General features: G+C 65.6%; 26 protein-coding genes. 17 read left to right on the top strand and 9 right to left on the bottom strand.

What is annotated here, in order from left to right:
- The first annotated feature begins 73 nt into the window (after window positions 1–73).
- Entirely contained in the window at window positions 74–811 is a 738-nt protein-coding gene (locus tag JWN03_RS07410; RefSeq protein WP_297611657.1) for an XRE family transcriptional regulator, read from the top strand.
- 5 nt (window positions 812–816) lie between these two features.
- Complete coding sequence (locus JWN03_RS07405) at window positions 817–1,299, top strand: NUDIX hydrolase (protein ID WP_297611655.1); 483 nt, start codon at window positions 817–819, stop codon at window positions 1,297–1,299.
- Here the strand turns inward: JWN03_RS07405 and JWN03_RS07400 are convergent.
- Entirely contained in the window at window positions 1,275–1,802 is a 528-nt protein-coding gene (locus tag JWN03_RS07400) for an HD domain-containing protein (protein ID WP_297611652.1), read from the bottom strand. The two genes, JWN03_RS07405 and JWN03_RS07400, sit on opposite strands and share 25 nt — an antisense overlap.
- Before the next feature lie 557 nt (window positions 1,803–2,359).
- Here JWN03_RS07400 and JWN03_RS07395 point away from each other — a divergent pair.
- Window positions 2,360–2,527, top strand: coding sequence for a hypothetical protein (locus tag JWN03_RS07395; protein ID WP_297611650.1), 168 nt, complete (start codon window positions 2,360–2,362; stop codon window positions 2,525–2,527).
- Window positions 2,528–3,132: 605 nt separating this feature from the next.
- On the opposite strand, the gene JWN03_RS07390 is transcribed toward JWN03_RS07395, so the two are convergent.
- Complete coding sequence (locus tag JWN03_RS07390; RefSeq protein ID WP_297611647.1) at window positions 3,133–4,071, bottom strand: NmrA family NAD(P)-binding protein; 939 nt, start codon at window positions 4,069–4,071, stop codon at window positions 3,133–3,135.
- 151 nt (window positions 4,072–4,222) lie between these two features.
- Here JWN03_RS07390 and JWN03_RS07385 point away from each other — a divergent pair, with 151 nt between their 5' ends.
- The gene (locus JWN03_RS07385; RefSeq protein WP_297611644.1) at window positions 4,223–4,738 is read left to right on the top strand and encodes a winged helix-turn-helix transcriptional regulator; all 516 of its coding nucleotides are present in this window, start codon (window positions 4,223–4,225) and stop codon (window positions 4,736–4,738) included.
- Window positions 4,739–4,838: 100 nt separating this feature from the next.
- On the opposite strand, the gene JWN03_RS07380 is transcribed toward JWN03_RS07385, so the two are convergent.
- Entirely contained in the window at window positions 4,839–5,720 is an 882-nt protein-coding gene (locus JWN03_RS07380) for an SDR family oxidoreductase (protein ID WP_297611641.1), read from the bottom strand.
- A gap of 85 nt (window positions 5,721–5,805) precedes the next feature.
- Between JWN03_RS07380 and JWN03_RS07375 the strand changes: the two genes are divergently transcribed.
- The gene (locus JWN03_RS07375; RefSeq protein ID WP_297611638.1) at window positions 5,806–6,378 is read left to right on the top strand and encodes a TetR/AcrR family transcriptional regulator; all 573 of its coding nucleotides are present in this window, start codon (window positions 5,806–5,808) and stop codon (window positions 6,376–6,378) included.
- Here JWN03_RS07375 and JWN03_RS07370 read toward each other — a convergent pair.
- Complete coding sequence (locus JWN03_RS07370) at window positions 6,371–6,775, bottom strand: winged helix-turn-helix transcriptional regulator (protein ID WP_297611635.1); 405 nt, start codon at window positions 6,773–6,775, stop codon at window positions 6,371–6,373. The two genes, JWN03_RS07375 and JWN03_RS07370, sit on opposite strands and share 8 nt — an antisense overlap.
- A 104-nt stretch (window positions 6,776–6,879) precedes the next feature.
- Between JWN03_RS07370 and JWN03_RS07365 the strand changes: the two genes are divergently transcribed.
- On the top strand, window positions 6,880–7,605 hold the full coding sequence (locus tag JWN03_RS07365; RefSeq protein WP_297611633.1) for an SDR family NAD(P)-dependent oxidoreductase: 726 nt from the start codon (window positions 6,880–6,882) through the stop codon (window positions 7,603–7,605).
- Between the two features lie 16 nt (window positions 7,606–7,621).
- Here JWN03_RS07365 and JWN03_RS07360 read toward each other — a convergent pair whose 3' ends face one another.
- On the bottom strand, window positions 7,622–9,049 hold the full coding sequence (locus JWN03_RS07360; RefSeq protein ID WP_297611630.1) for an FAD-dependent monooxygenase: 1,428 nt from the start codon (window positions 9,047–9,049) through the stop codon (window positions 7,622–7,624).
- Window positions 9,050–9,115: 66 nt separating this feature from the next.
- Here JWN03_RS07360 and JWN03_RS07355 point away from each other — a divergent pair, with 66 nt between their 5' ends.
- On the top strand, window positions 9,116–9,748 hold the full coding sequence (locus tag JWN03_RS07355) for a TetR family transcriptional regulator (protein WP_297611627.1): 633 nt from the start codon (window positions 9,116–9,118) through the stop codon (window positions 9,746–9,748).
- 2 nt (window positions 9,749–9,750) lie between these two features.
- On the opposite strand, the gene JWN03_RS07350 is transcribed toward JWN03_RS07355, so the two are convergent.
- A complete protein-coding gene (locus JWN03_RS07350; protein WP_297611625.1) occupies window positions 9,751–10,368 on the bottom strand; it encodes a TetR/AcrR family transcriptional regulator in 618 nt (205 codons plus the stop codon).
- Window positions 10,369–10,484: 116 nt separating this feature from the next.
- Here JWN03_RS07350 and JWN03_RS07345 point away from each other — a divergent pair, with 116 nt between their 5' ends.
- Window positions 10,485–11,561 (top strand): Gfo/Idh/MocA family protein, encoded by a 1,077-nt coding sequence (locus JWN03_RS07345; protein ID WP_297611622.1) that lies wholly within the window; start codon window positions 10,485–10,487, stop codon window positions 11,559–11,561.
- Window positions 11,562–11,587: 26 nt separating this feature from the next.
- On the opposite strand, the gene JWN03_RS07340 is transcribed toward JWN03_RS07345, so the two are convergent.
- Window positions 11,588–12,316, bottom strand: coding sequence for a MerR family transcriptional regulator (locus tag JWN03_RS07340; RefSeq protein ID WP_297611620.1), 729 nt, complete (start codon window positions 12,314–12,316; stop codon window positions 11,588–11,590).
- A gap of 62 nt (window positions 12,317–12,378) precedes the next feature.
- Here JWN03_RS07340 and JWN03_RS07335 point away from each other — a divergent pair, with 62 nt between their 5' ends.
- Window positions 12,379–12,843, top strand: coding sequence for a DUF6194 family protein (locus JWN03_RS07335; protein ID WP_297611618.1), 465 nt, complete (start codon window positions 12,379–12,381; stop codon window positions 12,841–12,843).
- A gap of 13 nt (window positions 12,844–12,856) precedes the next feature.
- Here JWN03_RS07335 and JWN03_RS07330 read toward each other — a convergent pair whose 3' ends face one another.
- Both JWN03_RS07330 and mftR read right to left on the bottom strand, forming a co-directional pair.
- Complete coding sequence (locus tag JWN03_RS07330) at window positions 12,857–13,714, bottom strand: hypothetical protein (protein ID WP_297611615.1); 858 nt, start codon at window positions 13,712–13,714, stop codon at window positions 12,857–12,859.
- Between the two features lie 3 nt (window positions 13,715–13,717).
- On the bottom strand, window positions 13,718–14,350 hold the full coding sequence (gene mftR, locus JWN03_RS07325) for a mycofactocin system transcriptional regulator (protein ID WP_297611612.1): 633 nt from the start codon (window positions 14,348–14,350) through the stop codon (window positions 13,718–13,720).
- 112 nt (window positions 14,351–14,462) lie between these two features.
- Between mftR and mftA the strand changes: the two genes are divergently transcribed.
- The 8 genes from mftA to JWN03_RS07285 all read left to right on the top strand — a co-directional run bounded on the left by mftA (window position 14,463) and on the right by JWN03_RS07285 (window position 21,125).
- Window positions 14,463–14,573: a mycofactocin precursor MftA gene (gene mftA, locus JWN03_RS07320; protein WP_297611609.1), complete on the top strand. Its 111-nt coding sequence runs from the start codon at window positions 14,463–14,465 to the stop codon at window positions 14,571–14,573.
- Window positions 14,551–14,844: a mycofactocin biosynthesis chaperone MftB gene (gene mftB / locus JWN03_RS07315; RefSeq protein ID WP_366914372.1), complete on the top strand. Its 294-nt coding sequence runs from the start codon at window positions 14,551–14,553 to the stop codon at window positions 14,842–14,844. Before mftA ends, mftB begins: the two co-directional genes overlap by 23 nt.
- 16 nt (window positions 14,845–14,860) lie before the next feature.
- Window positions 14,861–16,090: a mycofactocin radical SAM maturase gene (gene mftC, locus JWN03_RS07310; protein ID WP_297611603.1), complete on the top strand. Its 1,230-nt coding sequence runs from the start codon at window positions 14,861–14,863 to the stop codon at window positions 16,088–16,090.
- Complete coding sequence (mftE, locus tag JWN03_RS07305) at window positions 16,087–16,779, top strand: mycofactocin biosynthesis peptidyl-dipeptidase MftE (RefSeq protein ID WP_297611601.1); 693 nt, start codon at window positions 16,087–16,089, stop codon at window positions 16,777–16,779. The genes mftC and mftE overlap by 4 nt, the downstream gene beginning before the upstream one ends.
- A gap of 220 nt (window positions 16,780–16,999) precedes the next feature.
- Window positions 17,000–17,803, top strand: a complete 804-nt coding sequence (locus JWN03_RS07300) for a mycofactocin-coupled SDR family oxidoreductase (RefSeq protein ID WP_297611598.1) — start codon at window positions 17,000–17,002, stop codon at window positions 17,801–17,803.
- On the top strand, window positions 17,800–19,266 hold the full coding sequence (gene mftF, locus JWN03_RS07295; protein ID WP_297611595.1) for a mycofactocin biosynthesis glycosyltransferase MftF: 1,467 nt from the start codon (window positions 17,800–17,802) through the stop codon (window positions 19,264–19,266). The genes JWN03_RS07300 and mftF overlap by 4 nt, the downstream gene beginning before the upstream one ends.
- Complete coding sequence (gene mftD / locus JWN03_RS07290; protein ID WP_297611592.1) at window positions 19,266–20,456, top strand: pre-mycofactocin synthase MftD; 1,191 nt, start codon at window positions 19,266–19,268, stop codon at window positions 20,454–20,456. The genes mftF and mftD overlap by 1 nt, the downstream gene beginning before the upstream one ends.
- A 69-nt stretch (window positions 20,457–20,525) precedes the next feature.
- Window positions 20,526–21,125, top strand: coding sequence for a TetR/AcrR family transcriptional regulator (locus JWN03_RS07285; RefSeq protein ID WP_297611589.1), 600 nt, complete (start codon window positions 20,526–20,528; stop codon window positions 21,123–21,125).
- The last annotated feature ends 21 nt before the right edge of the window (window positions 21,126–21,146 follow it).

Genomic DNA, 21,146 nt, shown 5'->3' with positions numbered 1-21,146 from the left:
GCGGCGACGGATAGGGACGGATTAACCCACCGATTCAGACATTTCAAGACACTTTTAGGTCTACAATTGGGTGATGGCGAACGAACGTCTTCGAGGTGCCATTGCCGCCGCCAACCTCACGAAAACCGGCCTTGCCGAAGCCCTTTCGGTTAACACCAAGACTGTTGAACGATGGATAATCGAAAGCCGCTGTCCTCATCCGGCCATGCGGCTCAAGGTGTCCCGAACACTTAGCCAAGACGAGACATACCTGTGGCCCGAACTTCTGGCCGGTAGCCGCGCACTAACCGCTTCACAGTCCGAGCTCGTTCAGATCTGGCCCACACGTTCCGAAGTGCCACATGAACTCTGGCGCTCACTCATGCAGCAAACAGTCAGCCAGATTGAAGTTCTTGTATACGCTGGCGGGTTCCTGGTCGAGGCTCTCGACTTCGTGAACCTTGTGCGCGCCAAGGCGGGCGAAGGCACTGAGGTTCGAATTCTCCTCGGAGACGCAAACTCTGAAGCTGTACGCGCGCGAGCACGTGAGGAAGGCTTGCCTTCGCTGCCACAGCGATGCCATTCGACTCTCGAATACCTTTGGGAGACAACCGATTTACCGCACGTGAGTATCCGCACCCATCACACGCCGCTGTACAACAGCATCTATCGGTTCGATGACTCGCTGCTGGTCAACACTCACGCCTACGGCATGTACGCTGCGAAGTCGCCCGTTCAGCACCTCCAGCGTGTACCCGGCGGAAAGCTCTTTGGGTACTACCTGTCTTCGTTCGAAGCCACCTGGGCTACGGCCAAACCGGCAGTACTCTGAGCCTTATGGGCCGACGTATCGATTACCACCAGGACCCGAACGCACCCGCCGCGAACAGCGTCCGACCGAGTGCAGGCGCTTTCGTGCGCCGGGGTGACGAAGTTCTCCTAATCTGCCGCTCTGACAATGACAACTGGTCTATGCCAGGCGGCGCGCACGATCCCGGTGAATCGCTCAGTCGAACAGCCGTTCGTGAAACGCAGGAAGAGACCGGTGTTGACGTCCGGCTCACCGGAATCGTCGGCATCTTCACAGATCCCACCCACGTCATCCACTACACCAGCAACGACGAGGTGCGGCAGGAGTTCACCGTCATCTACCGGGCTGAACCGACCGGCGGCGAGCCTACAACGAGCAGTGAGAGCACCCGCGTGGAATGGGTTCCGGTAGAGCGGATTCCAGCTCTGACCATGGACCCGAGCCAGCGGAAGCGGATCGATTGGGCGCTCACCAAGAGCGAGCCCTACATTGACCCAGAGGCCCGCTGAACTGCCCCTCGAAGCAGTGGCTCGGACAGGTCGATCGCAGTACGGACGATGCTGCCCTCTGAATAGCGAACCCTGATATCGGCCAGTCGCTCATCCACTGTGAGTGTCTCGCCGGTCGGTCCTGTAGTCATGTCCGCCCACCACACGAAGTCACCCGCCACGTCGATGCCTGGCACATCATCGATGAAGAACTCATTGAAAGCGCTCAGGTCGATCTTGCGGACTTCAGCCTCCACGATGGCGGCTGAATGGAAGGCGACCAGGTGGCAGACCACCGGCGAGTACCCGCGAGCCTTCAGCAGTCGCGCTCCGTCAATCGGATGGAATCCGGTCACCGGGTGGCCGTACCCGACATCATGTAGCTGAGCTGCGATGATCGCTTCTTCTCGCAGGCTCGCAGGCACCAAGCCAGCGACTTGTTCAACCTTGCGCCCGACCTCGATCGTGTGCGCTCGGCGCGAGTCCGTCAGCGGGGCGAGCAAATCCGCAATGGCAGCGTCCACAAGTAGTCATGCTACGTGCCATCAGCCAGACTCGTTCCCCATCGTTGGGCACCGCCGTGCTCACCAAAAATGCGCGTCTGGACGCTCTGTGAGTCACTGCCGAATTTGCCTATAGAGGTTCAAGAGCGGCGGGCTGACGCCCGCCGCCACGCTAACGGCTCACCTACACTCGCAGGCTCCCTCCGGCGGCCGGCGCGTCGGCGGGCACCAGCAGTAACCGGTTGATTCCTCCGGCTCACCTTCACCAGGATCATGCATTGCTGGGCGCGTGAGATGGCCATGACCGGCTTCACCGCACCACGTCGTTCTCATCGCCGAGGTCGCTTCCGGGTGTCGGTCGCCGGATCGAGGCAGTTCGCGGTCACCCACCCGATGCGGTAGCAGCGGTCACGGACTTCCCTGGGGCGATCGATCTGCCGAAGGCATACCACCCTGAGAGAGCGCTCCAAAGGGCGCTTCGCGTCACTGCGTGATGGGCATTCGCCCACCCTTTTCCGTGCCCTCTCAGCGCGGTCCGGGCTATGCCCAGATCGAGCACCCCAGGGAAGGAACCCACCATGACCGCCACCACCTCCACCGTCCAGTGCACGACTCCGAACTGTCCCAACCCGGCGACCGACACCCTCCCCATCTACGTCCCCGGCGATGAGAAGGACGTGGTGTGCCGCAAGTGCCTCGATGCCTACTGGGACTGTCGCCGGACCCTGGAAGCGATGCGGTACTGAGCACCCGGGGGCTTCGGCCCCCTTCTCGGCCACCGGCAACGATGCCGGACAGCGAGTCGCCAACGGCGTCGACTCCAGGCCGCAGGCTCCCGGCTCCCTCGATCCGCCGGGAACGCTGGCTCTCCGGTACGGGCACCTTCCCGCCCGTACCGGAGAGCCGGTTGCCGAAAGCCCGTGGTGCGGAAGCAACTCCCCGCCTCCTCAGCGGCCTGATTGTCTCGCTCCAGGAGGACGAGTCAAGGACCACCTGCCGGTGTCCGCTACGCGGTGCCTACGGCATCCTTGACACGTCCTCCCTCCGCAGAGGATGGCCTGTATGAGGAAGCAGGAGAAAAGAAGTCCCGAGCATGGCAGGGTCGCGGATGGACGACACGGTTGACGACAACGGCGACGACATCGACGCCACGGAACGGCGTCGAATACTCATCGCGACCTGAGTTCTGCTCAGCCACAAGCGATCTGCCGGTATCTCTTAATCAGCGGGTTCGGGGTTCAAGTCCCTGATGGCGCACAATCGAAACTCCCTGACAGTTCAACTGCCAGGGAGTTTTTCGTTTTCTACCCTTGTCGCCGATGGCGATGACGATCACCCGGCAACTGGTGGGTCAGTGGGGTTGGAACTCGCTTCGGTGTTGGTGGACGAAGTCGGTGAAGGGTGTCGGCGGGTGGCCGATCAGTTCGGCGAGGGCGTGTGCGTCGGGGGCGACGGGCGGGGGTGTGGTCGAGGTGGCGAGCATGGTGCCGATGGTTGAAATGTGTTGTGCCATATCGGGGTTGATCACCGATTCCGGCGAGTTGGCGAGTTCGTCGTGCCATTGCCGCTGGGAGATGGGGGTGTAGCTGATGTCGTGGCCGATCTCGGCACTGATGATTGCGGCGATGTCGGTGTGGGTGAGCAGTTCGGCCGCGGGCGGGTCGGTGATGGTGCCACCGGCGTGTCTATCGGGGTGGATGAGCGTTGCGGCGGCGAGGTCTGCGGCGTCAAATCCGCTGATCCAGGGTGTGCGGGCCGCGCCGAAGCTGTTGGCGAAAGCGCGGGTGGCGCGGATGGCCGGGGCATGCAGGACCAGGATGTTCTCGTAGAACAACCCGGCCACCCGCAGCACTGTCGGCTCGAGACCGGCCCAGGTGAATATCTCTTCGGCCGTCCATTGCGCCCGTCCCAAACCGCTGGGGCTGTCGGCGCGCGACACGGCCATCGACATCACGACCAGTCGCGGCGACGGTGTGACCTCGCGGAGGACCGACGCCAGATTCGCGGCGGCGGGCACGACGCCCGGCGCGATCGGGTAGGCGAAATAGACCGCGTCCACGTCCTCGACCGCCCCCGGCAGGGATCGCCGATCGAGCAGATCGCCGATCACCACCTCGACCCCGCGTCGCCGCAGATCCTCGGCACCGGGACCGTCGGAGCGGGCCAGCACCCGGACCAGGTGGCCGTGGGCGAGCAGTCGCTCGACGAGTCGAGCTCCGGTGCGGCCGTGTCTGCCGGTGGCGCCCAGCACCAGGGTCCGGGGGTGTGAACGGGTCGTGGATGTGGCCATGAAACACCTCGTCGTCGTGATTCCGGATAGTGGACCAGACCCTACGAGGAGTGACTACTATTATGCAATGGACTCGGTTGCCTACCGGCCAGTACGACTACTATTATGCAAGTGACGTGGTCATTCACCGGTCGGTAGAGAAGGGTTTCCAATGCGACGCACCAGTTTCGAACCGATGGGCTGCCCGATCGCGGGCGCGCTGGAGTTGGTCGGGGATTGGTGGACGTTGGTGATCATGCGCGACGTGCTGGACGGGTTCACCCGATTCGACGAGCTGCAACGAAACCTGGGCATCGCCCCGACCATGCTGACCCGGCGATTGCACAGCCTGGTCGAGACGGGTCTGGTGTCCCGTGAGCAGTACTCGACGGCCCCGAAGCGTTTCGAGTACGTGCCCACCGCGCGGGGCCGGGATCTGGCCGTAGTCATGGTCGCGCTATACGCATGGGGCACAAAGCATTCGGCGGCGGGAGGCGGCCAGGTCGTACTGGTCGATCAGGACACCGGGGAGGAGATCGTGCCGGTCTTCGACGACGAGCGCAGCGGTCGTCGCTTGTCCGCGATCAACGCTACGTTCCTGGCCGGCTCGCAGGCAGACGAGGCGATGAGAGAGCGGCTCGACCCGGAGTTGCGTGCTGCTCGCCGACAACGGGCGGGTCACTCATAGTCAGGGGCGTAGTAATAGCCGGCCGGACAATGCCCGCGTCCGCAGCCGGCCGATCGATAAACGTCACTTATCCGATGATCCCGGCCATCAAGCACTGCGATCAGGGCTGGATGTTCTCCAGGTCTTCGAGCAGGCTCGGGTGCCTGGGCTCCCAGCCGAGTGTCTGCCGGGTGTAGGCGCTCGACGAGGGTTGATCGGTGGCGAAGATCGGGCCGAGGGGGCCGAATGTCTGCTCCGGCACGGCTTCCACCGCAAGTCCGAGCCTGCGGCCGATGACCGTGGCGATGTCATGCACGGCGTCGCCCTCGTCGGCCACGGCGTGCCACGCGGTGCCGGCCGGCGCCTTCTCCAGGACCAGCCGGAAGAGTACAGCCGCGTCGAGCGCGTGCACGGCCGGCCAGCGCTGCGCGCCGTCGCCCGGATAGCCGGACACCCCATTGCGGCGCGCGGTGCCGGTCAGCACACCGGCGAATCCGCCTGCGCCGTCATTGTGCACGGTACGTGGCAGGCGTATGGATGCGCTTCGGACGCCGCGCGAGGCCAGGTCCAGCACCGACATGACCGAGCGGCTGCGACCGCCGACAAGTCCGTCGGTGGGCAGCGGATCGGCCTCGGTGGACACGCGGCCCGGAACGGACGGAGTGCCCGAAACCGTGAGGAACGGGCGGTCGCTACCGACAAGTTCCGCACCCAGGGCCGCCAGCGCGGCGCCCTCCTCGGCGACCGCCGCCGTGACAGCGGCAGGACTGCTGAAGTCGTTGGCGAAGGCCAGATGGATCACGCCGTCGGCCTTGGCAGCAGCGGCGCGGAGCGTGGGCAGATCGGCAAGGTCACCCCGAATCGGCTCGGCGCCAGCGGTTTCGAGGGCAGCCGCGGATTTATCGGTGCGGGCCAGCGCGAGGACGGTGTGACCGTTGCCGAGTAGTTCGGCAACGACGGCCGAGCCGATTAAACCGGCGCCGCCAGTGATGAATACGTGCATGTCTCTCCCTCGAAAGTGATGGGACCGTTGTCTCATCACCATAGCAGAGTGATGAGACAACGGTCCCGTCATCTATTGTGGACTGATGGCGCGATGGGAACCTGGTGCACGTGAACGGCTCGTCCTGGCTGCCGTGGACCTGTTCACCGAGCTCGGGTACGACGCCACGACGGTTACGCAGATCGCCGAACGCGCCGGAGTCACGAAAAGCACCTTCTTCCGACACTTCACCGATAAGCGCGAACTCCTCGCGGCCGGGCAGCAGGCACTGTGTCAGCTGCTGACCGAGGGAATCGCAGAGGCGCCCGAGAGCGCTACCCCGCTCGAAGCGGTCGCGGCCGGCCTCGAACGCGCCGCGAGCGCGATGGGCCCGATGAACCGCGAACTCGCTCCACGCGTACAGGCCGCGATCGCCGCCAACAGCGAGCTCCAAGCACGCGATGCGCTCAAAAGCGTCGGCCTGGCCGCAGCCATGACCGACGCCCTCCGCACCCGCGGCGTGCCGGACTCGACCGCACACCTCGCGGGTGAGCTGGGCGTCCTCGCATTCATACAGGGCTACGCCCAGTGGCTGCAAGCCCAACCCGACGCCGACTTGGCGCCTTACGCTGTGGCGGCCCTGCAAGACCTGCGAACCGCGAGCCAGTCCCTCACTTGAGCGGATCCCCCATGCGGGTGCGATTCCGATGGATCTCGTCGTGGTGCTCGGAGGTCCAATCGATCAGTGCCGTAACGATTTCGAGTAGCCCGCGGCCCAGCGGAGTGAGGGTGTACTCCACGCGAGGGGGCACCTCCGGGTAGGAGGTTCTGGCTACCAACCCATCCTGGGTGAGCTGGCGCAGGGTGAGGGTCAACATGCGTTGGGAGATACCGGTTACCGCGCGGTGCAGGTCGGTGTAGCGCAGTGGGCCTTCCTCCAGCACGGCGATCACCAGCAGGCTCCACTTGTCACCGATGCGATCGAGAACCTGGCGGATGGAAACTATCCGTTCCGGCGGAAGGCCGGCGCACGGCCCGATGACGGCTGCGGTATCGGATTCGGGCTTGACCTTCATTTCGCACATTTCCCTCCGGCACGGACATGAATGTGCCTTTTGTACGGACTCTCATCATGGCCCATCCTGGGGCTCCGCACAAAAAGTAGGAAATGGAGAATCTCGTGTCGAAAGTGATCGCGGTCTTCGGAGCAGGCACCGGACTCGGGGCGTCGGTGGCACGCCGGTTCGGGAAAGAAGGTTTTCGGGTCGCCCTGGTGGCGCGGCGCAAGGACCGGCTCGAAGCGCTCGCGGAACAACTGGCCACCGAGGGCATCGAGGCGGTCGCTTTTTCTGCCGACCTGTCCGAACCCACGCAGGTGCCCGCCCTGATCGCGGAGATCCGTCAGCGCTTCGGTCGTATCGATGTTGTCGAGTACGGTCCCATCGGTGTCGACCAGAGCTTCACTCCCGCTGCGGAACTCGACGCCACGACTATCGAGGGCCTGGTTCCGCTGCTGTTGCTGACCCCGATCGAAGTGGTCCGCGCAGTGCTGCCGGAATGGATCGAGCGCGGAGACGGCGCCTTCCTGCTCACCAACGGTTACACGGCCGTGGAACCACTGCCCAAACTCAGCGGACTCGGCCCTGTCATGGCGGCGGCGCGCAACTACGCGTATTCGCTACACGGTGAGCTGGCCGAGGCCGGCATCTATGCCGGCACGCTGGCCATCGCCGCCTACATCGCTCGCAGCGAGATCGCCGAATCGGCCTCGGCCACACCGGAATCGGGGTTCCCTGTCGTGGATCCCGACGATCTCGCCGAGCACTACTGGTCTATGTATACCGCGCGCGACCGGATCGAGCAGATCCACCCGGAGAACCCGGGCCTGCACCCCGCCGCTCAGTAAACAGGCCAGGCGGCTCTCACCCGAACCATCGGGTGAGAGCGGTTTCGAGGGGTTGCCCGTCAGCGGCGGACCAGGCGATGTAGCCGTCGGGCCGGATCAGCACGGCGTCGATTTCCGTATCGGCCTTGGCTGTCACGTGGTCGACCCGGTCCGCCCAGCGGCCGATCGACCTCGGCGTGTTGTCCAAGGAAAGCAGTAGGCCGCGGCCGGAGTGCAGCAGCCGGCTCACTCGAGTCGGGCCGTCCGGGGTGGTCAGGTCGAGGTCGATCATGCGCGGGCCGAGGCCGGGGTACTGGGTGTCGAGGCCCGACATCAGGCCTGAGATGAAGTGGTTGGCCTCGGGGAGCCGGAGCAGGTCGGTGAACATATCGCGGACCGCGGCGAGGTTCTCGTCCTGGCTCGGGTTCATGATCACGCCCTGGGCGCGGGTGGTGCGCAGTACCCGCGCGGCAACGGGGTGGCGCTCGGTGTGATAGCTGTCGAGCAACCCCGCGGGCGCCCAATCCTGCACTGTCGCAGCAAGTTTCCAGCCCAGATTGACGGCGTCCTGGATGCCGAGGTTCACGCCCTGGCCGCCGATCGGCAGGTGGATATGCGCCGCATCGCCGGCGAACAGCACTCTCCCCTCGCGATAGCGCTCGACCTGCCGCGTGGCGTCACTGAACCGGGATGCCTCGCGCAATTCGCCCAACTTCGTCTCAGGCCCGTATACCGCCCGCAGCGCCTCGTCGACCTCCTCGGCCGTGACAGGTACTTCGCGATCGGGTCCTTCACCGCCGAGCTTGCCGAATATCAGCCGGTACTGATCGCCCTCAATGGGGTGCAAGATACCGAGAAACCCGGCAGCGTGTCTGATGTACCGACTGAAATGCTCGGATGACCTGCTGACCGCATCGGATCGGGACGCGAGGGTGAGGTCCGCGACCACCGAGGACATTGTGCCCGCGGTGCCGGGGAAAGGGACACCCAGCAACTTGCGCACCGCGCTGTGCCCGCCATCGCACGCGACGAGATAGCTGCCGCGAATGTCCCCGATCGTGACGCCGTCGGCGTCCTGCTCGATCCCGGACACCTCGTATCCGCGCAGCACCGGCACGCCTCGGTCGACGAGGCGCTGTTCGAGAAACGCCTCCAGCCGGGCCTGCGGAATGGCGACCGGGTACGGATGGCGCGTCTGCCACGTCCGGCAGTCCAATTCGACTGGGACACCGGCGAAATGGCCACCGAACTCGCCGCGGCGCAGCGCGCGGTCGAGCAATGGATCCAATAATCCGCGCAGGTCGAGTACTTCGGCGGTGCGCGGCTGCAGCCCGCCCGCCCGGGACTGCGTACTACGTGTGTGCTGCTTTTCCAGCACTACGACCGGTACTCCGGCCAGGGTGAGCTCATTGGCCAGCATCAAACCGGTCGGGCCGGCTCCGACCACGATCACTTCGGTCCGCACGTCGTCCTCCAAAAGTAGACTCGATGCAAGAATACACTCGATCTACTAATGCGATAGGGTGATCGCATGACCGAACCGATGGGATTGCGGGAACGCAAGAAGGTGCGCCTGCGCGAGACGATCGCGGCGACGGCAATCCGCATGTTCCTGGAATCAGGGTTCGACCAGGTCTCCATCACCGATATCGCGCGCGAGGCAGAGGTCTCCCGGCGCACCCTGTTCGCGTACTTCCCGACGAAGGAAGACCTTGTCCTGCAACGGTTCGCCGACCATGAGGAGGAAGCGGCCCGGACGGTCCGGGCACGTCGGACCGATCAGCCGCTGGACACACTGCGGGAAGCGCAACTGGACGCATTGCGGCGACGCGATCCGAACAGCGGCCTGAACGACGATCCCGAGATCATGGCCTTCCTCCAATTGATCAGCGGCACCGAAACTCTGGCGGCGAGGCTGCAGCGCTACACCTCACGCGGGGTGGACTCACTGGCAGATGCGTTGCGCGAGAACGATTTCGATCCGCTCACCGCGCGCCTCATCGCCGCCCAGGTGATCGTGATACAGCGCGAACTCGCCTTCATGAATCACGCATGCCTGGTCGAGGGCGAGTCCGCCGCAGATCGCTACCCGGAAGCGGTCCGGGCCGCCAATCGTGCCTTCGATCTACTGCGCGACGGCCTAGGAACTCACCGGATCGATTGAGGTCAGCGACCAGCGGCTTCGGGGTTCAGGTCCCTGATGGCGTCAGCGAAGAGGGTACGCAGGGCCGAGTTGCCGATCTGTTGCAACTCGGCGCGGCTGCGCCCGGCTGCGGCTTGGACGGCGATGCCGTCCGAGATCGTGTGGACGAGGGCGGCCATGCCTGCGGGGGTGTGGTTGGGCGGCAGGTCGGTGGCCTGCTCGAGTCGTCTGCGTAGCGCTGTCTCGCCGGCCTTGCGTACCGCGATGGCGTCCCGACGTACGGTGTGCGCGTCGGGTCCGCAGGCCTGAACGGTCTTGACGCACAGGCAACCTCGGGGCGCGTCCTCGGCCGTGGTCAGTTCGACAGCCCCGTGGACGAGGCGCTCGATCACTGCACGGACGGTGGGCTCGTTCAACGCGGCGGTGGCGTATGCACCGGGGCCATCGAGGTAGCGGGTGAGAACCTTGCCGAACAGGTCCTCCTTGTTCCCGAAGGCGGCATAGAGGCTCGGTTTGTTGATGCCCATTGCAGCGGTCAAGTCCGCCAGCGAGGCGCCCTCGTAGCCGTGTCGCCAGAACACCTCGAGCGCACGGTCGAGTGCGGTGTCCGGGTCGAACGATCGTGGGCGTCCGCCTGGCATGCCGTCCTCCCGTATGCGCTCTCTGCGTTTTTTACCTATCGGTACATTACCTCTTGCGGGCGCGTACCTTGCCGTTTAGTTTCATACCGAAAGGTACACAACTAGAGGAGTGGCGAATGATCCGAGTCGGAGTTGTCGGGGCCAGCGGGTGGGCAGACACTTCGCACCTGCCCGCACTCACAGCGCTCGAAGAGTTCGAGGTGACTGCGGTCGCGACCACCAACCAGGCCAGCGCGGACCGGGCGGCCGCCGCCCACGGTGCACGGCACGCGTTTTCGGGCGCAGCCGAACTCATCGCGCACCCCGAGGTCGACTTGGTCGTCGTCTCGGTGAAGGCCTCGGGGCATGCCGCCGCAATCCGGGCAGCGCTCGATGCCGGCAAACACGTCGTGTCGGAGTGGCCACTGGGTGTTGATGCCGACGAAGCGAACGAGTTGACCGAGGCCGCCACCGCCGCAGGCGTCGTTCACGCCGTCGTCCTGCAGGGCCACCACTCCCCCAGCGCCCGCTTCGCCTCGAACCTGTTGGCCGACGGCCGGATCGGCATGCTCGAATCGGTCGCGCTGGTCGCGGAGGGCGCACCCTTCGGCGGGAACCGAATATGGCCGGACCTGGTATTCGGCCTCGACCCTTCGGAGGGATCCAATATCCTGACGATCATGGCCGGTCACTTCCTGGCCGCGCTCGAACGGGTCGCGGGCCCACTGACCGAAGTCTCGGCACGGCTGCCACGCACACATGACCGCGTGCTCATCGCCGGTACAGAGCAGACCGTGCCCAACGCCACGCCCAGTCACGTACTGCTGCACGGACTTCTGGCCGGTGGCGCTACCACCTCTGTCGCCGTGCACGGCGGAAATGGGCCCGCCCGGTACGGGTTCCGCCTCGAGCTCGTCGGCAGCGACGCAACATTGATCGCCACCCCGGCCCAGCCCGGGACATTCATCCACTGGGGCGACTGGGACATCCGCATCGGCGACGAAGCCGTGCCCGTGCCCGACAGCTATCGGAGCGTCCCCGCCAGCGTCCGGTCCGGCCCACCGGCCAACATTGCGGCCCTCTACCGGGAGGTCGCGCAGGCCATAACCGAAGCCCGGCAACCTCATCCCAGCTTCGAGACCGCCCTGCGCCATCACCGGCTCCTCGCCGCAATCGAACAATCTGCGGCCGATAGAACCGTCCAGACCATCTGATCCGATGCGGTAGCGACTGCGGCGTATTACCCCCGTGGATGCTGGGTCAGAGCGAGGAGGGCGTGCAGTTCGGCTGCGGCCTCGAACAGAGCTCTCGATCGGGATTCGATGTTCGTGTCGCGGGCCACCAGACCGGTCAGGACGTCGCTCCGACGGCGGGGGCCTCGGAGCTGGGGCATCAGGATTTGGAGCGGTGTGATGCCGTAGCCGGCCAGGCGGAGTTGGTGCACTATTCGTGCGGTGAGAACATCGGCGGGCGTGTAAGTCCTTGCGGCTCGGGTGGTTCCGCGGCTGGGAGTGACGAGTCCCATGGCGTCCCAGTGCCGCAGGGTCGAGGGACGTATGCCGAGCGCGGTCGCGAGTTCGGAGATTGTCATCGAATCAGATTGGCGGACATCGGCTATCGGCTCGTCAGCGATGTAATGCACTGCCGCCTTGGCTGATTCGAGGTCGCCGCGTTCGCGGTCGAGTCCGGCATGTGCGGTGTCCAGGAGGGCGAGCAGGGTCGAGAGGGGTTGGGTGTGCGCGGCGCGCATGATTTGCTTTGCGGCCACCGGGCCGGTGCCTGCTGCCAAGGATCGGTAGGCGCGGGCCGAATGCACGTGGGATAGGTCGTAGCGGCGGTATCCGGTGGGGGTGCGCGTCGCGGGCGGTAGCGCGCCGTCGCGCTCGAGGTTACGTATCTGCTGGACGGAGTACCCTGCGAGCCGCGCGACATCCGCGGTGCGAAGGTCGGCCGGGTTGCGACTCTGCACACCTCCACCATGACATATCAGCTCCAAGTCTCCACAAGCACTTCAATGCCACGCTTGAATTTATGACTATCGACGAAATCATCGCCCTCATCGCAGACATGGATGGCGTGCTGACGCTCGAACCGGGACCTGGTGACGGCTCACCCGAGATCGCCTGGGGCGACGTGTTCTTCTACTACGCGCCCGACGGCAAGGTGCCCACCACCACCCAGCCGTTCGCGACACTCGTGACCAAGGACTATCCGGACGACAAAGCGTCACGCCTGGATCGCCCCGGCGCCTTCCGCCTGAACATCAGCGCCGGCAAGGACGCCTTCACCGAGTGGACAGGCCACAGCCCCCGCGAGACCGCCGAATTCACCACTGCCGCAAGCCAGGTCGACACCGTGCTGGCGCATCCCACCTATGCCGGGGCTGCCTGGCTGGCGGTGGTGAACCCCGGCCCGCAGACCGAAACGCCGATCAAGGAGCTCCTGCACGCGGCCCATGAACGCGCCCGCACCCGCTACCACCGCCGCGCCGAGTAGCGGAGATCTGCCGTCAACTGGTGAGGGCTTTCAGGTCGGCTTGGAGGGCGGCGAGGTCGAAGCCTTCGGGGCTGCGGCCGGCGGTGAGGAGTTCGGTGGAGAGGTAGACGAGGGCTTCGTCGCAGTAGCGGGTGTAGAAGTCGGCGGTCATTTCCTGGACTCGGCCCCAGGTGATGACGGAGAAGAGGCCGCCTCGGCGGGCTACCACCGGGACATAGTGTCCGCCAGCGATTTCGGGGGTACCGGGCTGAACATCCCAGGGCTTCTGGTCGCTGAATTCCTGCATGGCGTAGGAGGGGAATTGGAAGCCCATGCCTGCCGCGCCGAAAATGTAGGCGGCTGCGGCGAGTTGGGCCGGGTCGCCGGGGGTGAGGGCTACGTAGGCGCCTACCAGGTGGCGCCGGCCGGCGGAGTCGATGACGCCGACGCGGCGGCGGTAGGACGCGGCGGCCTGTACATCGGTGCCGATATCGGTCTCCGGCCGCTTCGGGTCATAGCCGGTGATTGCCGAATAGTCGGATTCCACTCCGGCGGTGTCGAATTGGACCGCACGGCCCGCCTCCCCGGCCCAGACCATCGTCTCGTGGGCCGCACCCGCCAGCACGCAGTCGCCGACCGCGTCATTGCCGAGCACCCCGTAGTCGGCAATGGTCTTCTCGTGGCCGAACTCGGCCGGAATATCCGGCAGCACACTGGAATCGAGGTACGTCGACAGCTTCAGCTGCACAGCATCGGGCCGAGCGGGTAGTTTTCCGAACCTCATGAACAGCTGCCCCTCCGTGGTGCGCTCGCCGTCCGGAATGACGGGCGTGACCGCGCTTCGGATGAAGATACCGGCTGGAACCAGGGTCAGCGCGGCGGCAGCAATCAATGATTAGCGCCGCGGGCCGGACTCGGATCCGACCGGAGCGAACCCGGCGCTCAGGGCCCGCAGCGCGAGATCGAGATACCCGGTGAGGTCACTATCCGCGCTGATCACCCAGCGATCGAAGGCGGCGCGGCAGACGGCGAGGGTGGCCCGCCCGATCGCCAGCGGAAACAGCCCGTCCGCGGGCTGACCCATTCGGCGACCGGCGAATTCGCTGACGGCCCGCTCCCACGCGTCGTAGTGGGGTCCGGCGCTGGCCTGGGCGCCGGGCGCGGTGCCGAGCAGGTTCATGCGGGCACGCAGTTCCGGCGCGTCCTGCGCGAGATACACGTTGGCGGCCACCACAACCTGGCGGATCGCGTCCATGAGTTCGACATCGTCGGCTACCTGGCTGAACGCGAGCCGCAATCGCTCGACTTCGCCGTCGAACTGATACCAGAGCACGGCCGATTTGGACTCGAAGTAGCGGAAGAACGTGCGGCGACTGATTCCGGCCTCGGCGGCGATCTGTTCCACCGTCGTCTCCTCGAAGCCCTGTTCGGTGAACAGGCGAATCGCGATCAACTCCACTGCGCGCGGACTCGTCCCCAGCGGTCGGCCGCGGCGCGCGGGTGCGCGGTCTTGCTCGTCGGGAGTCACAAATGTCCTCAATTTCGGCCGGGGTCTTGATTCTGTCACACAGTGCCGTTAATGTCCGAAACGATATCTGTCACACAGTGACGAAATTGGCACGGCACTCGAAGGAGTTCGCATGAACGACGAATCCACCCACGCTTCCCTCGAACAGTCGGCCGCGGACGTCATCACCGAAGAGGTTCTGGTAGAAGAGGTTTCGATCGATGGCATGTGCGGTGTCTACTGAGGCTGCGGGCTTCGACCTGGACACCCCCTGGGGATTGCACCCGAAGGTATCGATCCGGCCGGAGCAATTCGGCGCGCTCCTGTACCACTTCGGCACCCGGCGACTGTCGTTCCTGAAGAGCCCCGCACTGCTGCGGGTCGTTGACCGCCTCGATACCGAGCCCAGCGCCCGCGCGGCCTGCCTGGCCGCCGGGGTATCGGAGCAGCAACTGCGCACCTACGCCAATGCGCTTGCCGTGCTTGCCGATTCGACGATGATCTGCCCACGATGATGAAAGGCCGACAGCAATGACCTTGGCTGCGGACCCCACCGGATCGCTCGTCGATCAATTCCAATTCGGCCTCACGGCCCCGATCTGCCTGACCTGGGAACTGACCTACGCCTGCAATCTGTCATGTGTGCACTGCCTGTCGAGTTCGGGGCGGCGCGATCCCCGCGAGCTGAGCACCGCACAGTGCAAGGCCGTCATCGACGAGCTGGAACGCATGCAGGTCTTCTACGTCAATATCGGCGGCGGCGAACCCACGGTGCGACCCGACTTCTGGGAGCTGGTGGACTACGCCACGGACCACCACGTCGGAGTCAAGTTCTCCACCAATGGCATCAAGATCACCCCCGAGGTGGCGCGCCGCCTCGCGGGCAGTGACTACGTCGATGTGCAGATCTCCCTCGACGGCGCGACCGCCGAGATCAATGACGCGGTGCGCGGTGCCGGTTCGTACGCCACCGCAATGCGCGCCATGCAGAATCTGGCCGATGCCGGATTCCGCGATTTCAAGATTTCCGTCGTGATGACCAGGCAGAACATCAGCCAACTGGATGCCTTCAAAGCGATCGCCGATCGATTCGACGCCCAATTGCGGATCACCCGGCTGCGCCCTTCGGGCCGCGGCGCCGACGTGTGGGACGAGCTGCATCCGACCGCCGGACAACAGCGCGAACTCTACGACTGGCTGCTCGCACACGGTGAACAGGTGCTGACCGGCGACTCGTTCTTCCATCTGGCCGGGTACGGCGAAGCGCTGCCGGGACTGAATCTGTGCGGTGCGGGCCGGGTGGTCTGCCTGATCGATCCGGTCGGCGATGTGTACGCCTGCCCGTTCGCCATTCACGAGAACTTCTTGGCGGGCAACGTTCTCGACGTCGGCGGCTTCCAAAAGGTCTGGCAGAGTTCGGATCTGTTCACCGAACTGCGCGGGCCGCAGACCGGTGGCGCCTGCACCTCGTGCTCGGCCTTCGACGCGTGCCGGGGTGGTTGTATGGCCGCGAAATTCTTCACCGGACTGCCCTTGGACGGCCCGGATCCCGAGTGCGTCAAGGGTTTCGGCGCTACGGCGCTGTCCATGCCAACCATCCCTGATCGGCCGAAGCCGTCCTTGGATCACTCGCACCGCACCCGCAAGAGCGTTCCGGTGCAGCTCGGCTGGGGACCGCCCGCGAACGTCATCCCGGATCGCGCCTGTGATGAGAACCCGCTCGCCGGTTTCACCCCGCCCGCCGTGCCGATCGGCCGATGATGACTCGGCTCGCCGAGCTGACCTCGCCCGAAATAGGACTGCGCGCGACCACTTCGGTGCTGGCCATACCGATCGGATCGACCGAGCAGCACGGCCCGCACCTGCCGATGTCGACCGATACCGATATCGCCTCGGCCCTGTGCGAAAGACTCCGCGCCGCCCGCGACGACGTGCTGGTCGCACCGGCACTCCCCTACGGCTCGGCGGGCGAGCACGCCGGATTCCCCGGCACGCTCTCGATCGGGCAGACAGCCCTGGAACTGCTCATCGTGGAATTGGGACGCTCGGCCTTCGATACGTTCGACCGGGTCCTGTTGGTTTCCGCGCACGGCGGCAACAACGAACCGCTCACCCGCGCGGTCCGGCTGCTGCGCTCCGAATCGCGGGACGTACAGCTGTTCTGCCCGCACTGGGCAGGCGATCCGCACGCCGGCCATCAGGAGACATCGTTGATGCTGGCACTGAAACCCGAACGCGTGCACATGGATCGCGCCGTGCCCGGCGATCGACGCCCACTCCCAGAGATCATGCCCCTGCTGCGTTCGGGTGGCGTGCACGCCGTCACCGAGACCGGCATCCTCGGCGACCCGACCGCCGCCGAATCCGAGTCCGGCCACCGACTACTCGAAACCCTCACCGCCGCACTGTTCGACAATGTCAGCACCTGGCTCGAACCGGCTCTGCCATGACGAGGCGAACAGTCACCGACAGGACCCGCGGTAAGGCCGACGGCCTCGGGAGCAGCCGGACCGGGCCCGACGCCCTCGGCGGCCCGACCGCTGGCCGCCATTCGAAACCCGCACTGGCGCAGCGCTCGACGACGCACCACCAAGCTCGAAACAGAGCGGCCATGAGGAGGCGGAGAGCCGTGACAGGTGTCACTGCGGCGCCCGGTGAAATGGCGGGGCCGTGAGTGCGCGGGTGGCGGTGGTGACCGGTGCGGCACGCGGCATCGGGGCGGCTACGACACTGGCGCTGATCACGGACGGCTGGTCGGTGCTGGCGGTCGACTGTGTGACGGACGATTCGACGCTGCCGTATCCGATGGCTACGGAGGCCGACCTCGATGACGTAGTCGCGCGGGGCCGTGTACTCACCGGGGATTCGGAGCGGATTCACCGCTACCGTGCGGATGTTCGGGACACTGATGGTCTCGAGGCGGCCGTGGATGCGGCGCGGCAGCGCTGGGGCCGGATCGACGCCGGCATTGCCTGCGCCGGGGTGATCGCCGGTGGTGTTCCGCTATGGGAGATGCCGGAGGCGCAGGAGAAGGCTGTGCTCGACATCAATCTCGGTGGCGTGATTTCTCTTGCGCGGGCTGTGATTCCAACCCTGTTGCGGCAGCCGGAACCGCGCTCCGGGCGATTTCTGGCCGTCGCCTCCGCCGCCGCGACCAAGGGGCTGCCGATGCTGGCGGCCTACTGCGCCGCCAAAGCGGGTGTAGCCGGACTGATTCGGGCGCTGGCCGTCGAACTGGGCGGCACCGGCATCACCGCCAATGCCGTCAGTCCGGGATCGACCGATACCCCCATACTGGCCGAAAGCGCACGACTGTACGACCTGTCCGGCCCCACCGCCTTTGCCGCACAACAGCCGATCGGGAGATTGCTCGATCCCCGGGAGATCGCCGCCGCCCTTGTCTTCCTGGCCTCGCCCGCCGCCAGTGGCGTCACCGGCGCGGTGCTACCTGTCGACGGCGGGCTGGCGCTGTGAATACCGGACTGCCGCACGGCTTTCACCTTGCGATCGACGCCGACACCGTGCAGATCGATACCGATACCCTGCGTGGAGGATCGCCGATCAAAGTACTGCGGCTTTCGCCGAAGGGACGCAATGCCTGGGCCGAATTGCGCCACGGCCCAGTGCGTTCCGCTGCCGGGTCGGCGCTGGCACGACGGCTCACCGATGTGGGCCTGGCACATCCGCGACCGCCGGAACCCGAGACCGCCTACTCCGTCACAGTCGTCATCCCGGTCAAGGATCGAGCGGCCATGCTCCGGCGATGCCTGACAGCGCTCGGCGGCGCGTATCCCACCGTGATAGTGGACGATGGCTCGGAGGATCGAGATGCGCTGGCGGACATAGCCTCCGAGCACTCGGCCACCATGATGCGCCGCCCGCACTGCGGCGGCCCCGCCGCTGCCCGCAATACCGGGCTGAACTCGGTGAGCACTGACTTGGTCGCGTTTATCGACAGCGACTGCACAACCACGGTGGGCTGGATCGAGGCACTGGCCCCGCATTTCGCCGACCCACTGGTAGCGGCCGTCGCTCCGCGCGTCCGCACCCTGCACGCGACAACATCGGCCGGCCGCTACGGCGAGGTCGCGGGCAGCTTGGATATGGGTGCGGCCGAGGGGCGCGTGCTGCCGGGTTCCCGAATTTCCTATGTACCCAGCGCCGCGCTCATCGTGCGCCGAGACGCATTGCGCGACATCGGCGTATTCGACGAACACCTGCGCTACGGCGAGGATGTCGACCTGATCTGGCGGCTACACGAGGCGGGCCTGCGTATCCGCTACGACCCCGCGGTGCAGGTGTACCACCAGGAGCCGCAGCGGTGGCCGGAACTACTGGCCAGGCGATTCCACTACGGAACCTCGGCAGCGCCACTGGCACAGCGACATCCGGACTCGCTGGCTCCGCTGGTCGTGCACCCGTGGCATACCGCCACCGTGCTCGCGGCGGTCACCGGACGACCGGCACCGACCGCCGTGGCTTTCGGACTGTCGGTGTGGGCCACCCGCAAGGCACTGCGCCAGGCCGGACTGCCGACCACCGGCATGCTCGCAACCACCGGTACCGGCCTCCAGCAGACCTGGCTCGGTCTGGGGCGCTTCATGATTCAGTTCGCCGCACCGGTCCTGGCCGCAATGCTGCTTCATGGGAGCGGAAGACCGGCACAACGCCGACTCAGCCGTGCGGCCGCTGCCTCACTACTCCTGGGCACCCCCTTGACGGCGTACTTCCAGCATCGCCCGAGGCTGGACCCGATCCGCTTCGTACTCGGCCGGATCGCCGACCACGCCGCCTACGGCGCGGGTGTCTGGGCGGGTTGCCTCCGGCACCGCACCACCGTGCCGATCCGGCCGATCCTCGCCCGTCCGCCCCGCCGAATCGGCGCTGCGACAGCACTATCGGCCGCATCACGATCGACAATGAAAGGATCCAAGTAATGGCCAACCTCTGGTTCGAGACAGTGGCCGAGGCACAACGCCGCGCCAAACGCCGCCTGCCGAAATCGGTATACGGCGCATTGATCGCCGGCTCGGAATCCGGATTGACCGTGCAGGACAATATCGGGGCGTTCGGCGAGCTGGGTTTCGCACCGCATCTGGTCGGCCAAACCGAGCACCGCGACCTGTCGACCACCGTGCTGGGACAGCGAATCTCCCTGCCGGTCATCATCTCTCCGGTCGGTGCGCAGGCCATTCATCCCGAGGGCGAGGTGGCCGTCGCACGAGCGGCGGCCGCACGCGACACCCTGGTGGGGCTGAGTTCATTCGCGGGCAAATCCGTCGAAGAAGTCACCGCCGCGAATCCACGCACGCTGCTGCAGATCTACTGGTCCGGCGACAAGGATCAGCTGCTTCAGCGCATGGAACGCGCCAAGGCCGCCGGGGTCGTCGGCCTGATCGTCACACTGGACTGGTCGTTCAGCCACGGCCGCGACTGGGGCAGTCCGGCCATCCCGGAACGGGTCGATCTCAAGGCGCTCATCCACTACGGCCCACAGGCGCTCACTCATCCACGCTGGCTGTCGACCTTCGTGAAATCGGGCCGGATTCCCGACCTCACGGTCCCCAATATGGGTATCCCCGGCCAACCGTCGCCGACCTTCTTCGAGGCCTACGGAGAATGGATGCAGACCACGCCACCCACCTGGGACGAGATTCGCTGGCTGGTCGAGCAGTGGTCCGGCCCGGTGCTGCTCAAGGGCGTCATGCGCGTGGACGATGCCAAACGTGCGGTCGACACGGGTGCGGCTGCCATCTCGGTCTCCAATCATGGCGGCAATAATCTCGACACCACTCCGGCCTCGATTCGAGCGCTGCCCGCCGTCGCCGCGGCGGTGGGCGACCAGATCGAGGTGGTACTCGACGGCGGTATCCGCCGCGGCAGCGATGTGGTGAAGGCCCTCGCGCTCGGCGCCCGCGCGGTCATGATCGGACGCGCGTACCTCTGGGGTCTGGCCAGCGCGGGTCAGCCGGGGGTCGAGAATGTGCTCGACATTCTCAGCAGCGGTATCGATTCCGCGCTGCGCGGTCTGGGCCGGAGCAGTGTGCGTGAGCTGACTCCGGACGATCTGGTGATCCCACCCGGATTCGGGCGAGAACTCGGCGCCGGTCGAAATACGTTGCCCTAAAGAGAAATACGAATCCATTCGAAGATTGGGCATTGACCTCTTTGAACATCTTGACGTAAAGTGTTCAACATGAACAACGCGATGAAGCGTGCGGTGACCGAGGACTTTCCGAAGGACTTGGTTGCCGGTGCTGCGGAGTGTGTTCAGCGATTCGGTGTACGCGGATTCCGGCTGACCGATCTGGCCAAGGCCGCCGGGGTATCTCGCGGGACGGTGTACAACTGCTTCGGCGATAAGGAAACCGCTCTCAATGCGGGCCTGGCCTATATCTGCGACGCTTTCATCGACGGCTTAGCGACCATTGTCGAACCCCAGGTCACCCTGCGTGACCAGGTGGGCGCGGCGGTCGCAATGATCTACGAACATATGAATACGCCGCAGGTGCTCGCTCCCCCACTGCGCACCGAGAGCGTCATCGCGATTCTCATGGAGCACTACGGCGAAAACCTCGTCTACCGCTGGGCCGGATTCTGGGCTCCCCTCGTCATCGCCGCGCAGGAACGCGGCGAGGTCGACAGCGGAATGAATCCCATGCATGCCGGCGACTGGATCGTCCGGGTATTGCTCAGCTTGGAAATACTCCCGTCTGTCGTGCTCGGCTTCGACAGTGCGGACGAAATGGCGCGGCACACCAGCGATCTATTGATCAATGGACTTGCCCCGCGCTAGTCACGTGGAAGGATGAAAAAC

Origin of the sequence: Nocardia sp., from assembly GCF_025465275.1 — a bacterium.
Lineage (GTDB): Bacteria > Actinomycetota > Actinomycetes > Mycobacteriales > Mycobacteriaceae > Nocardia.
The sequence above is the reverse complement of the archived record's forward strand: the minus strand, read 5'-3'. Positions and strand labels throughout refer to the sequence as shown.

Excerpts from the sequence above, each read along its gene's own strand:
- JWN03_RS07410 (WP_297611657.1), top strand. The coding sequence starts at position 74 with ATGGCGAACGAACGTCTTCGAGGTGCCATTGCCGCCGCCAACCTCACG.
- JWN03_RS07405 (WP_297611655.1), top strand. The coding sequence starts at position 817 with ATGGGCCGACGTATCGATTACCACCAGGACCCGAACGCACCCGCCGCG.
- JWN03_RS07395 (WP_297611650.1), top strand. The coding sequence starts at position 2,360 with ATGACCGCCACCACCTCCACCGTCCAGTGCACGACTCCGAACTGTCCC.
- JWN03_RS07390 (WP_297611647.1), bottom strand. The coding sequence starts at position 4,071 with ATGGCCACATCCACGACCCGTTCACACCCCCGGACCCTGGTGCTGGGC.
- JWN03_RS07385 (WP_297611644.1), top strand. The coding sequence starts at position 4,223 with ATGCGACGCACCAGTTTCGAACCGATGGGCTGCCCGATCGCGGGCGCG.
- JWN03_RS07380 (WP_297611641.1), bottom strand. The coding sequence starts at position 5,720 with ATGCACGTATTCATCACTGGCGGCGCCGGTTTAATCGGCTCGGCCGTC.
- JWN03_RS07375 (WP_297611638.1), top strand. The coding sequence starts at position 5,806 with ATGGCGCGATGGGAACCTGGTGCACGTGAACGGCTCGTCCTGGCTGCC.
- JWN03_RS07370 (WP_297611635.1), bottom strand. The coding sequence starts at position 6,775 with ATGAAGGTCAAGCCCGAATCCGATACCGCAGCCGTCATCGGGCCGTGC.
- JWN03_RS07355 (WP_297611627.1), top strand. The coding sequence starts at position 9,116 with ATGACCGAACCGATGGGATTGCGGGAACGCAAGAAGGTGCGCCTGCGC.
- JWN03_RS07350 (WP_297611625.1), bottom strand. The coding sequence starts at position 10,368 with ATGCCAGGCGGACGCCCACGATCGTTCGACCCGGACACCGCACTCGAC.
- JWN03_RS07345 (WP_297611622.1), top strand. The coding sequence starts at position 10,485 with ATGATCCGAGTCGGAGTTGTCGGGGCCAGCGGGTGGGCAGACACTTCG.
- JWN03_RS07335 (WP_297611618.1), top strand. The coding sequence starts at position 12,379 with ATGACTATCGACGAAATCATCGCCCTCATCGCAGACATGGATGGCGTG.
- mftA (WP_297611609.1), top strand. The coding sequence starts at position 14,463 with ATGAACGACGAATCCACCCACGCTTCCCTCGAACAGTCGGCCGCGGAC.
- mftB (WP_366914372.1), top strand. The coding sequence starts at position 14,551 with ATGGCATGTGCGGTGTCTACTGAGGCTGCGGGCTTCGACCTGGACACC.
- mftC (WP_297611603.1), top strand. The coding sequence starts at position 14,861 with ATGACCTTGGCTGCGGACCCCACCGGATCGCTCGTCGATCAATTCCAA.
- mftE (WP_297611601.1), top strand. The coding sequence starts at position 16,087 with ATGATGACTCGGCTCGCCGAGCTGACCTCGCCCGAAATAGGACTGCGC.
- mftD (WP_297611592.1), top strand. The coding sequence starts at position 19,266 with ATGGCCAACCTCTGGTTCGAGACAGTGGCCGAGGCACAACGCCGCGCC.
- JWN03_RS07285 (WP_297611589.1), top strand. The coding sequence starts at position 20,526 with ATGAACAACGCGATGAAGCGTGCGGTGACCGAGGACTTTCCGAAGGAC.